This is a genomic window from Pelosinus baikalensis (assembly GCF_020819555.1).
In the GTDB taxonomy this organism is placed as follows: domain Bacteria; phylum Bacillota; class Negativicutes; order DSM-13327; family DSM-13327; genus Pelosinus; species Pelosinus baikalensis.
The window spans coordinates 92268-104906 of record NZ_JAJHJB010000002.1; the positions used below are offsets into that span (position 1 = coordinate 92268).

The 12639-nt window shown below is 33.6% G+C and carries 11 protein-coding genes; all 11 read right to left on the reverse strand.

Annotated elements, in window-relative coordinates; all coding sequences use genetic code 11:
• Positions 1-360 precede the first annotated feature (360 nt).
• A complete protein-coding gene (locus LMF89_RS01930) occupies positions 361-1527 on the reverse strand; it encodes a glycosyltransferase family 4 protein (protein WP_229533647.1) in 1167 nt (388 codons plus the stop codon).
• Between the two features lie 115 nt (positions 1528-1642).
• Positions 1643-2869 (reverse strand): O-antigen ligase family protein, encoded by a 1227-nt coding sequence (locus LMF89_RS01935; protein ID WP_229533648.1) that lies wholly within the window; start codon positions 2867-2869, stop codon positions 1643-1645.
• Positions 2856-3902, reverse strand: coding sequence for a glycosyltransferase family 2 protein (locus LMF89_RS01940; RefSeq protein ID WP_229533649.1), 1047 nt, complete (start codon positions 3900-3902; stop codon positions 2856-2858). Before LMF89_RS01940 ends, LMF89_RS01935 begins: the two co-directional genes overlap by 14 nt.
• 9 nt (positions 3903-3911) lie before the next feature.
• The gene (locus LMF89_RS01945; RefSeq protein WP_229533650.1) at positions 3912-5138 is read right to left on the reverse strand and encodes a Coenzyme F420 hydrogenase/dehydrogenase, beta subunit C-terminal domain; all 1227 of its coding nucleotides are present in this window, start codon (positions 5136-5138) and stop codon (positions 3912-3914) included.
• The gene (locus tag LMF89_RS01950) at positions 5125-6291 is read right to left on the reverse strand and encodes a polysaccharide pyruvyl transferase family protein (RefSeq protein WP_229533651.1); all 1167 of its coding nucleotides are present in this window, start codon (positions 6289-6291) and stop codon (positions 5125-5127) included. Before LMF89_RS01950 ends, LMF89_RS01945 begins: the two co-directional genes overlap by 14 nt.
• A 2-nt stretch (positions 6292-6293) precedes the next feature.
• Complete coding sequence (locus tag LMF89_RS01955; protein ID WP_229533652.1) at positions 6294-7574, reverse strand: oligosaccharide flippase family protein; 1281 nt, start codon at positions 7572-7574, stop codon at positions 6294-6296.
• 48 nt (positions 7575-7622) lie between these two features.
• Positions 7623-9104 carry an undecaprenyl-phosphate galactose phosphotransferase WbaP gene (gene wbaP / locus LMF89_RS01960; protein ID WP_229533653.1) on the reverse strand — a complete coding sequence of 494 codons (1482 nt, stop codon included), beginning with the start codon at positions 9102-9104 and terminating at the stop codon, positions 7623-7625.
• Between the two features lie 263 nt (positions 9105-9367).
• Positions 9368-10060 carry a CpsD/CapB family tyrosine-protein kinase gene (locus LMF89_RS01965; RefSeq protein ID WP_229533654.1) on the reverse strand — a complete coding sequence of 231 codons (693 nt, stop codon included), beginning with the start codon at positions 10058-10060 and terminating at the stop codon, positions 9368-9370.
• Positions 10057-11535, reverse strand: coding sequence for a GumC family protein (locus LMF89_RS26125; RefSeq protein ID WP_229533655.1), 1479 nt, complete (start codon positions 11533-11535; stop codon positions 10057-10059). The genes LMF89_RS01965 and LMF89_RS26125 overlap by 4 nt, the downstream gene beginning before the upstream one ends.
• Before the next feature lie 31 nt (positions 11536-11566).
• On the reverse strand, positions 11567-12202 hold the full coding sequence (locus LMF89_RS01975; protein ID WP_229533656.1) for a polysaccharide biosynthesis/export family protein: 636 nt from the start codon (positions 12200-12202) through the stop codon (positions 11567-11569).
• Positions 12203-12375: 173 nt separating this feature from the next.
• On the reverse strand, positions 12376-12579 hold the full coding sequence (locus LMF89_RS01980; RefSeq protein WP_229533657.1) for a hypothetical protein: 204 nt from the start codon (positions 12577-12579) through the stop codon (positions 12376-12378).
• Positions 12580-12639 lie beyond the last annotated feature (60 nt).

Below are 12639 nucleotides of genomic sequence, written 5' to 3' on the forward strand. Positions count from 1 at the left end.
AAAATATAAAGTTTTAGGTAAACCCATTAAATATAAAAGAAATTTTGAAATAGGCATCAAAGAAAATCAGTCCTTCTGCATAAATGTCAATTTTTTGTGAATTGTAATTATGTATTCATATAATACAATCCTCACACGGGCGGACGGCCAAGCACTAATACATGTAGTAGCACTTTCTCATTTCAAGAATATTTACTACTTCTATGATAGGTGGCTTTTTTAATCAGTCCGCACTTAATACTAGAAAAAATCAACCATATTATATCATCTACTTTTGGAAGCACTTCCAGCATTTATTAAAGTATCGCCATACCCCCTATGTATCAAGACAACTCAAAATAACGAGACGATTCACACCGCCTATCCTCCTGTTAACGCTGATAAGTATTTCTTCAGTAAAAACTTTTGATCATAATGCTCAGATAAATATTTTTGCCCATTTCTGACAATATCTTTACCCTTTTCAGAATCTAATATGAATTCCCGTATGTATTTAGCGTACAACTTAGGATCATCAGTAATCATAATATGCTCTTTATTGACGAGTCCTGTACCTTGATTACCAACTGTAGTAGAAACAACAGGAAGGCCATTTGTTATAGCCTCAATAGTTTTTAATTTGACGCCTGCTCCATGAAGCATAGGATTAACAAAAACGCTGCTATTTTCATAAAATTTTTCTAACTCTTTAGGACTATCATATACATGAATATTTTTTTCATTTTGAATTAATTTATATAGCCACTCTAGGCATTCCCCTCGACTATTTCCCACTATAATAAATTCATATCCATCAATATCAGTTAATAATTTATGGATATGATCAATATACCACTTAATAGCATCTTGATTATTTATCATGAATAATGAACCAATAAATAATACTCTCCTCGATGCCAAGGATATTTGACAATGCTTCTTTGAAATAGGCGGTGGCAAAAAGATACTATTTAATTTAGCATATCTATTATGATATGCATTCATTTCATCTTTGGAAATAAACATTACGTTTTTTAAATACTTAAAAAGCTCAGGCTCAGCTAATTTAAATTTATATGATTCTAATAAATAATAGACTTTTTTCCAACCTAATCTGACACTTTTGGCTAATTCCCAAAAATATGCGGTTTCATCATTATGTAATCTAAGAATAATTCTTTCAGCATTCAATGTATGATTTCTAACTATAGGAAAAACATATTGACTTTCTAGAAGAGCAAAATGATAAGTCCCACTAAGTTTGATTTGTTCTAAAGATTTTCTTGAATTCATTTGCAAGGGCAAACGAGAAAAAACATCAATAATTCGATTTACACGTTTACACAAATAAATATTTTCCACATACTGTTTTACTACTTCTATATCACTAGAACTAACTCTATCCTTTGTAGTTACTATTAAATCTATTTTAAGCCCTAATTGTGCCAGTGTTTTTATTCGTCCCCAAATATCCAGTCGCCCACCATGATTGGCCGGATAAGGAAAATCAGGTGCAATGACTAATATTTTTTTTCCTGCAAGCTTCATAATAAGCCACCCCATATTTCTTGAAAATATTGTAAACCCCTAGCCTCATAGCGCAAGAAGCTTCCATTTCACTCCTTTTCGAGATTAAATAATTGATAGAGAAGAGTATGGAAAGTTAGATACTATGAATATTCTTTTTTTGCATAATTTCACTATATATCACTCCATACAATAAAGATACGTTATATAAGCCAACTCCGCCTAAGTAAGTAGATAATCCAATCAATGTATATATTAATGCCATTAAAATATACATATTATTGGACCCTTTCATCTTCTCAATTAACAAATTATGAAATCTAAGGAATATTATTAAAAATGGCAATCCAAAGTAGCAAGAATATTCTAACAAAAAGGATTTTGCGCTTATATTTTGAGCAGAATCAACAGCAACATATGATGACAATTCACTAAAATTCAAACTAATATTTAAATTATATTGTATAAATTCAATTGCCTGCGGTATATAAACATTAATTGCAGGTAAAAAACCTGTAAAACCAACACCAAAGGGGTTCGACAATATCATAAATAGAGATGTAATTGCTAATCCACTGCGCGTTGCCGTTGATGTATATTCATTAATATCTACTAAAAAAATAATATCAAGGAAACCATATAAATAGACGCTCGCAATAATCATCATTAAAGTAAAGGTAACTTTAAGCCAAAATCCTCTTAGATAAAAAAATGAAATACAAAAGCCAGCTAATAACATGGCAATTATTCCTCCTTTAGAAGCGGAATAAGCTAATCCAGACAACATAATAAAGATATATATAATCTTCCTTATTTTACTCTTAGAATAAGAAGAAACTAGCAAACCTAATGTTACTATAACTGATGATAACCAACTACTTTCCAACGAAAATCCACGTGGCCTCATATTTAAATTTTCGTGATAATGAAACATTAAAGAAGTATCGATATAATCATTTAAGATTACTCCAATTACACTAATTAGAAACGCTATTTTAATACTAATACGTACCCACTTATGATCATAATTAATATAAAAAATAGGATACAAAAACAACACTGTTAATATTGCTATTTTAAACGCTTTAATGATGAGGTTTTCTCCGTGAGATTCCGTACCAAATATTATCAAATAAAATGAACTTATTAGTACGACATAAAGAAAAATGACTAGATTTACTTTTTTGATTTTTATGTTTCTATAATTTATCAATCCTTCTATAATTGATAAGAATATAAGAACCGAAATTGGAAAAAAGGATGGACTTGCTCCTAAAAAACCAAAGTATTGCTGCAAACTAGTGTCTTGGAAAGGCACAAGCAGAATAAATAGAAACACACACAACAACTTAATTTCTTTCATGTCTATATTCCCCTAAAGAAAATAATATTTTTATTAGAAAAATTACTCTACTCCATTGTCTTCGTCGTATTCTATTGACTATCGAAATTAATAAACTGCTGTATACAACAGGCAAGAGCCAAGGATAATACTTCTTTGTAAAAACTACTCGATTTTTATTTGCATAGAAATCAGCTATGAAGCTCTTTTCTAATGGATTACTGCTCGAACCAATACTCGCTCCTTCTTTATGGTAAACAATACTACTCGGAGCATACCCTAACACGTATTTTTTTTTCGCTCTAATAGCCCAATCTACTTCTTCATAATATAAGAAATAGTCCTCACACATTAGTCCAATATCCAATAAAAACTCTCTTTTTACAAGCATGGAAGCACCAACTACATAATCCATTTTCTTTTCAATGATCTCCAAATAATCAACAGGTACATTGTAATCTTGGTACAACCCAATATGATTAGACAAGGCTAGCCAACTATTATAGACAGCTCCACCAAATGCTTGAACTTTATCAGGATTATCATAAAATAGTAAAGTTGAACCACATATCCCCATTTGCGGTTTCCCTTTAACATGTTCTAATAAGTATAATAATGTATCATTTTGTACAACGGTATCATTATTAAGCAACCATATATAGTCAAAATCACTTTTTGCCAAGGCATATCGCATCCCAACATTATTGCCACCTGCAAAGCCTAAATTTTTCCCTGTTTGAATTAATATTAATGGTGGTTCATCTATGCTGAGTTCACCGTTTTCAACCTGCTCACGAGTATATTCCAAATATTGTAAAGGCTTTTCTACTGCAGGGCTTGTATAGAAGGCAATTCTAGGGTCATCTGTTATATTTGCTTTTAACTTACCATCAGCCCATTGCCTGATTTTTTCTATTGATCCATCGTTGGAACAATTATCACATACAATTACTTTGTAATTATTATATTTACTGCGAAAGACACTTTCTAAACATTCAATTGTATCCTTCCACCCGTTCCAATTAAGAATAACAATATAAACTTTTTTATTCATAAACTACACTCACATATCTTTCTTATTTTTCACATACAGATAATAATTTTTAAATGCACTGGCTAACCTCCTCAATCCTTTAAAACTAAATAGTAACCGAATAAAAATAGTATCCGTAATAATGTATCTAAATGATGTATTATTCAACAAATTCTCTTTATACATTAGTTTGAAAATAAGTACTTTAAACAGTGCAGATTCATTCTTACTTATTAAATTGCTTTGACTATCAATCAGAAATTTGGACGACACAGGCTCAATTGAAATGTCATTTGCTTTACACAACTTATCCAACACGTTTTGTGCTGCATCCGTTCTTATCATGAACAGAGAATATCCATCATTTAAATCTTTTTGTAGTAGGGGATTCATTTTCCATGAATCCCCTACTACGATATCTCCATGCCCTGCCATTCCATTAGAGCAAAGTTTACATCTAAATGGGATGTTTTTACCTAAGTATTTTCCCCATGATATTTTATATGGCAGAACATATTGCCGTTTCCCACTTGTTATTACCGTGTCACCAGGCCATCCTAAACCTCGGTAAACGATTCTAGTTAAACGCGTATTACTAATACCAACACTCTCAACAAGTTCTTTTGTTTCCTGTGCATATGGAGTATGATGACACATTATCCCAATTTTTAATTGAATTGCTTTACCTATCCATGGTTGAATAACAGATATTCGATTTAATGAATCCAAATCACATCCCTTACCAACGAAAATATATTTTTTATTTCTATCAATTTGTTTCAAGGCTGCACATACTGATACAGGATAATAAATACTCGATGTACTGTTCATCACTTCCTCTTCGCTATGAACAACTGCAGCCCCTATATCAGGTATCGTTCCAACATTTCGAGCTACAATGGCGCCATCTATGATCTTTTCACGTAATAAATTCAATATAATCTGCGTTATTATACCTCCTGAAGCAGACTTTTGTCTGACAGAAGCTTGATTTGAATGCCCTATATAGAGATTATTCTTAGAAAGTAGAAGTTCTTGTTCTGTACAACTAGTATTTTTTAAATCAAAATGAATACCAGAACACACCTTTAAACACAAGCCACATTGATTACATTTTGCTATATCTATAAAAGGGTAATTATTGTAACCATCATTCTTTAATGTTATTGCATTGCTTTGACAAATGTAGGAACATGCTCCACAACCATGACATAGTCTATTCTTATCTACTGAAGCTACGTTGTTACTTACCTTCAAGATACTTTTTCTCCATTTCGCTTTTCATGTCTATTAGTTCTTTTTTTATATTTTGCAAATCATCAAATATTCTAGTTATCTTAATTATAAATGCTGGTATTTCTGCTTCTGTTATATTTTCAATATCAAACACCCATTGACTTTGATTAAACAATCCAAATGTTCCCGTAAATTTATAACTATATGCTAGACCAACAGTTGGAACTGTTGATGACAGAGCTGCAATGCAAGAATGCATCCGCGACCCATAAAAAACTTCACACTTTGATATAAAATATTTTAATTCTTGGGCATCATAATCGCTATCAATTATTAATACATCCGGGTGTCTTAGAGAATCATATATTTCTCTAGTTGCTTTTAAATCATCTTCATTTCCAGGACTATTAACGTTATATGTATGTGGTACTAACAAGACTTTATAGTTGTTTTTTAATGCTTCATGTATTAAATCTACTATTATTTTTTTATAATGACTATACCGTCCTTGTATTATGCCATAACTTTCATAATATAGTAATCCATTTATATTAATTCCTACACATTTTTCAGGAACCTCAATTAACACCTTCTTTGGTGGCATGAAGACTGCCATATCACAGCTTAATGTATGACTGATACTTCCTTCTTCCAAGTACTTTTTACCTTGTTCATCTCTTACATAGATCACTTGTGCTGATTTTAAAATATATTTTGACATCATCTTTCCGATAAAAGTATTAAAAGGTCCAATTGTTTGTGGAAGAAAGACCAATCTTTTCTTTCCGATAATTGGGAGCATTGCGATGAAACACCAAAACAGTAATCTTTTCAGCCCATAAATATCACTAAAGCTATCGCCTTCATTCACTGTATAAATAGTTTTAGCTTGCTTTATTATCAATGCTAACTTATTTGGAAAACGATTGAACCATAACGCACTTAGGGCCTTAAGAAGAGTTTTCGATGAAAAATGATATACTTTTACTTTTTTATAACTACCATGCATCCATATATCGTGTTCAACAATTTTTTCTTCTTTAGAAAAATTGATAACAGTAACATCATTAGATTGATTATTTTGTTTAAGGCGTATTAATGCTCCTATGCCTAAGGCATTTACGCCTCTATTATCCGATGAGAAGGATACACCAACCAAAACATTCTCAAACACTATTATTTCACGCCTTTCTCTCTATTTACACTACATCGCTTTGTCTCACTATAGATTTGTATTGCTCCAAATGATCTTATTAATAATACTATTAGATGGGATAGTATTGAAATTATAATTACCTTAGTTATGCTAATGTGTGGAATAATAAATAATAAACTTATAAAATAGAATGATACACCAAATATATTGCTAAAACTGAACATTCTCGTTTTACCAAAAGCAACCAGATAAGTCACACCTAATAAAGAGGAAGGAATAACAATTGCAAGTTCCAAGGACATAATTTTAAAAATATCTATGCTTTCGAAATAAGTAGAGCCAAACAACTTCATTATAATTAAATCGGAAGAATATATTAATCCAATAGTGCCAAAGCTAGAAATTAATACACTCATAACGATTACTTTCACCATAAACTTTATATTTTTAGTCCTTACGATATAAGGATACAAGGCATTTACTACCGGTTGAATCATATTCTCAATTGCACGAATAATCTTTTCTGCTGCTACATAATAACCTGTAATTAGTTCGCTTGTGTAGAAACCAAGAATTACAGTATTGCCATTAGTATACAAAGCTAAGGTTATTCTTGACATAAATAAATGCCAACCATTTTGATTTACGTACTTGATATCTTGCCAAGATGGAATAACAAAACGAAATGAATGACTTCGAATTGCAATGCAAAGTGCAATCATCTCCCCTATAATTAGGCAACTCACTTGTAAACCAGCAGCGATTAAATAATCCTCAGGATATTTAATAATTATAAATATACTCACAGCATATAGAATTCGAAAAAACATAGTTATACAAAGGTATAACTGCACCTTTTCTAATCCCTGGTAAAACCAAGCTGGTGACAAACATCTTGCTATAACAATACCAAACATTATTAAAAATATAGATAAATTTATTCTAAATTTTGCAACTGCACAAAGGACAATACTCAATACAAGAAATGCAATAACTGCTAATAATACTTTTGAAACAAGAATACTATTAAAAATAGTATTCAATTTATTTCTATCATCCCGGTATAGTGCAACTTCTTTAGGGGCAGTGATAGATAAACCAAAATCAACTATTATTTCTAAGTATGTCATTAATGCTTGTGCTAAACCTAACAACCCAAATTTTTCTGGTCCCAATGCACGAACAAGTAATGGAATTATTGCTAACGGTAGCAAGTAGTTAGCATAATGTATTATTGAATAAGCCAACGTATTTCCCAAAAGCTTACGTTTATCATGAGAAAGTTCTTTCTTTATTACCATATTAACAAACCTCATAAGTACTTAAAAATAGTTACACCTTGTATTATTTCAATACGCGCCCTTTCTACCTAAAACAACATTCACCGTTTTTAATAACAAGACCATATCATGCCACACTGACCAATTACGTACATACCAAGAGTCCAGTTGTAGTCGACCTTCGAATTCGATCTCATTGCGACCACTAACTTGCCAGAGCCCAGTTATACCTGGCACGGTTTCCAGAATGGTATTCGCTAAATATCCCATTCTAGCTTTTTCTCGTGGCAAATAAGGACGCGGTCCAACAAGACTCATATTACCAATTAGAACATTCACAATCTGCGGCAATTCATCCAAGCTGTATTTTCTGAGCCATTTACCAGCTTTAGTAACACGTGGATCTTCGTTTTTTAATTTAGCAAATTTATCCCATTCTTCTTTTGCTTCAGGATTTTGTTGAAAATATTCTTCTAGCATATTATCAGCATTAACATGCATTGTTCTAAATTTATAACATACAAATTCTTCTCCATTTTTCCCCAGTCTTCTAGCAACGTGCAATGCAGGACCATGAGAATCATATTTCACAGCCAGATACAACACTACTAAAATGGGAGAAATAAAACTGAAAATGAAAATTCCTGTTACAACATCAAAGAGCCTCTTAATGAATCGATTTCTAAATAACGAAAGGTTGTTGCGTGCTTTTAACATCACTGTTTTTTCATTATATAATGTTTCTATTTCCATATTACTTAAGGGAACACCAAACAAATCAGGTACTATGGTTAAATTTCTCACATAAGGCTGAATCCTATATACTAGATTCAACATTTCTTCCCTAGCAAGACCTGGAGTAGCAATAATCACATCCTGTACCCGACTATTGATGACAGCCTGCTCTACATTGGCAAATCCACCAATGTGAGGATATTTGTGTATTAAAGGACGATCTACGTAGTTATCCTCGACTAATCCAATAATTTTATATCCAAGATTAGGCTCGTCTTCAAAGCTTTTTGCCAAGATTTCTGCTGTTTTTCCTGCGCCAACAATCACTACTGGCTTCTGCCATAAACCAATACCGACAAGTATCCTTTTAGTAAAATAGCGCGTAGAAATGAGATACATAAAACTAAAGAACCAGGTTAGCCCAATAAAGGCACGAGAGATGTTTTCTGCCTTCCCTGTAAAATACATAACAACAATGGCCAAAGCACTCACATAAGCACAGATTTTAAATAATATTTCAACACTTTTCCAGAAGGGCAGTCTTTTTTTGTACATGCCTTCATATGCCAAAAACAGAAAATAGGTTAAAGGAAATACAAAATAAACATAGGTGTTGTTAATATGAAAAGGTGGTAATGTCGGAAAATGATATGGAAGTAAAACAGCACGCAAATACCAGGCTGTTAATATAGCAAGAACCACAGCCACATAATCCGCTGCTATTAGAATCACTGGTGCCACATAACGCCCAACACGAGAATATATATTGGCTTGTACAGGTTGTTTAACTGCTAAAATATGGGTAGGAGGTGTCATATACATCGTCTCCTTTCTTTTTTCGCTAATGAATTACTTAATTTTCTTTTTTTATATCAACAAAGAAATTTCAAATTATCGTCATTTATAATTAAAATAGGATAATAGTAGTATATGGAATATATCTTAGAGTTTATATTTTAAAATTGAATTGAAAAATGTCACAAATTTTTCAATTCGAACTACACGATACATCTAGCTGGCAATTAGGTCAGTTTGACTATTTGCCGACTAGATGTTTTATTATTAAGTATTGGCATCTATCATTTTGCTATTTTTTTATCATCACTACCATAATAATAGTAGTAATAAGCATGTTCTTCTTCAATTTCTACGCGGTTTAAAATAACTCCCAGCAAATGTCCATTGGCTTTTATTAGTAAATCTTTTGCCTTTTGAGCCATCTCAGGGCGTACAGATCCTGAATTAATTATTAAAGTAATCCCATCCACTTTGGAAGCCAATACTGATGCATCGGTAACAGCAATAACTGGAGGAGCATCAATAATGACATAATCCGCTTGGGTTTTAAGGTACTTGATTAACTCCTGCATTTTAGCAGAACCCAACAATTCCGATGGATTTGGCGGAATTGGTCCGCTGGTTAGTAGTCTAAGATTTTCCACTTGGGTTTCTTGGATAAAGCGATCTGTCTCTATTTCCTCTACCAGAATATTCGTAACTCCACGATTCTTTTTACCAAAAATCTTATGCTGTACAGGTTTCCTCAAGTCACAATCAACAAGAATAACTTTCTTTCCAGACTGCGCCAAAGCCACTGCGGTATTGGCAATTGTTGTTGACTTTCCTTCCCCTGGCCCTGAGCTGGTAAACATAATGGTCTTTAGTTCACCATCGGTTTTCGAAAACTGGATATTGGTTCTCAAAGTACGATATGCCTCAGCAATAGGAGATTTCGCATCTTCGTATACTATGAGTTTGCGTGTCGTTGTCATCCTGGTCTTCCCTCCTTGCTGCTAGCTGTCCCCATTCCTTTTATTTTAGACCAGATTCCAGTTTTTTCGCCAATCGTTACTTTGCTATCAAAATCTGGAATGCTCCCTAATACAGGAAGATCAAGATACTGCTGTACGTCGTCTGCATTCCGAACCGTCTTATTCATATATTCTAAGAGAAAGGCAATTCCTGTACCAACAAATAGCCCCAGAATCGCAGCAATCACTACATTCAATGTTTTCTTAGGACTTATCGGTTTCTCTGGCGCAATGGCTACATCAATGATCTGTACATCCGTAGGCTGCATAGCTTCACTAATCCGGGCTTCCTCATGACGTTTGGCGAGCATTATATAAATTTCTTGATTTACATTGGCATCTCGCATGACTTTTGCTAAACCCTGTTCCTTAGCTGGAAGCTTATTCAAGTCTTGTTCACTACTGGTCATAATACCTTTTATCGCTTGACTTTGTGCTGTACGAGCCGCAATCTCAGCTTCTGATTCAATTTGGCTCTGCAATAAACCTTGGTGAATAGGGTTCATAGAAGGAGCATCTGCAGTAATGACTCGGGAAATTTCACTACTCAATTTGCCATTTGTTTCATTGATAGCCGCACGAGTCGCCATTACTTCTGGATGTTTTTCCGTATATTTGGAAGATAAACTTACTAAGTTGACCTCTAATTCTGCCAACTTAGTCTTATATTGTTGAATCAGAGGGCTATCAGCAACAAAACCTGGTTTTTCTTTATTTAGCTGTTGCTTGGCAGTGTCCAGTCTTGCTTGTGCGGCAGACATTGCTACTGTGTTTTCCGCTGCCAGTTTATCAACGGCTGCAAATTTATCTACCATGGCCTTCGTCTCTTCTTCTGGAGCCACGATCTTTTGTTCTCGTTTATATTTTTCTAATACTGTTTCAGCCTGCTCTAGTTCTTTTTTGGACTCTTTCAAGCGCTCACCGATAAATTCTCGGATTGCAGTTTGTTCAGAGCGTACTAAATATGTCATTCGTTCATTGAATGTATTTACTAACGTATTAGCTACTAATTCAGCTTCTTCAGGAGATTTTGCAGTTACTTTAACCTTTAATATCTCCGTATCCTTAACTGGTTGAGTTGTAATACGCTTCAACATTTCGTCGTAAGTGGGGATATCCTCTTCGTCTACTCCTTCGGTTTGAGTTTTATCAATTACAACCTGCACTACTGTACGGCTTTTAAGTATTTCCGCATAGGTTGACATCAATTGTTTCGTTGCCCCTGAATTCCCCATAGGCAAATCCCCAAGTAAGGAATTAGCCAGTCCTTTGGGCTGCTTAATACGCAAATTGGTCTCTGCCTCATAAGTTGGTGGAAGCAGAAAGCTTATAGCTACGGCGAAAACCACCATACCTGTAAAAATTTTAATAATTAATCCACGACGCTTTTTTAGCGTCTTTATTATATCCTTTAGATCGATTGTTGTTTCTTCCACTATCTTTCCTCCAAACTCCTATTCACATTTATTACTCATCATTCATTCTTGTTACTTGATATGTGGCTGAAATCCATGGGAGAATGTCGGAAGCAAAATGAATTTTACCATTTCCGGATAAATAGACAACATCGCCATCCCCAAGAGCATAATTTTGTGTCATATCCCCCTTTTCCCAGATATTCATTAGATTCACCTTTATGGGAGTACTCGTCTGATCTTTACGAATAATATGTACTTTCTTCTTGGCTGCATCCTGGGTATAGCTTCCAGCAGCGCCGAGAGCATCTAGCAAATTATGCTGTTTTTCCAACTCATACATACCCGGTTTAGCTACTTCACCAAGGACATAAACGCGAGTTGTATGGAGCTTCGCAATATTGATACTAACTTTTGGTTCTTTTACAAAATCACTAAGACCTTTCGTAAGTACATCCGTTAATTCTCCTGCAGAAAGCCCTGCAGCTTGTACTTCTCCAACGATGGGAAAGGACATCTTTCCATCGGGCCTAATTGCCACTTCTTTCATTTGCAATTCTTCATAACCCCAAACGCCGATCGTAAGGATATCACCTGAATCTAAACGATATTCTTCCGCCCATACCAAATTTCCAGCTATATTAAAGATAAATACAGCTAAAGTTAACATCATGATAGCTCGTCTCACCAAAAAACCTCCCGAGTGCTGTTGTTTTATATATTAAATAGTCGAATATTACAATTCTATGTTTCAATACATTAATCCTGCCAGTTTCATGAAAATTGTTTCCATATTATACCCAGACATGTAACTAGACCTTCATTACGAAGGTCTAGTTACATGTCTTTAATTATTTATTTTTATAATTTGCTTTTACATTTCTTAGAAAATTCGCAGTAATATTCTAAGTTCTCAATTAGTTCACTGCTTTGTTCGAAGCTAATATCCGCTAAGAGCACTTTGCCTATAATTTCTTTTACCATATCATTAAATTGAACCGGATGATAACCTGAAGCTAATATTTGTTCCTTCAATTCCGTTATGCGCAATAATTGTTTTTCCATTATATCAGCCCTTTTACGACAATCTCATTGTAAAGGACTTTAGTCGTATATCTTTTGATA

Excerpts from the sequence above, each read along its gene's own strand:
- LMF89_RS01930 (WP_229533647.1), bottom strand. The coding sequence starts at position 1,527 with ATGAAGCTTGCAGGAAAAAAAATATTAGTCATTGCACCTGATTTTCCT.
- LMF89_RS01935 (WP_229533648.1), bottom strand. The coding sequence starts at position 2,869 with ATGAAAGAAATTAAGTTGTTGTGTGTGTTTCTATTTATTCTGCTTGTG.
- LMF89_RS01940 (WP_229533649.1), bottom strand. The coding sequence starts at position 3,902 with ATGAATAAAAAAGTTTATATTGTTATTCTTAATTGGAACGGGTGGAAG.
- LMF89_RS01955 (WP_229533652.1), bottom strand. The coding sequence starts at position 7,574 with ATGGTAATAAAGAAAGAACTTTCTCATGATAAACGTAAGCTTTTGGGA.
- wbaP (WP_229533653.1), bottom strand. The coding sequence starts at position 9,104 with ATGACACCTCCTACCCATATTTTAGCAGTTAAACAACCTGTACAAGCC.
- LMF89_RS01965 (WP_229533654.1), bottom strand. The coding sequence starts at position 10,060 with ATGACAACGACACGCAAACTCATAGTATACGAAGATGCGAAATCTCCT.
- LMF89_RS01980 (WP_229533657.1), bottom strand. The coding sequence starts at position 12,579 with ATGGAAAAACAATTATTGCGCATAACGGAATTGAAGGAACAAATATTA.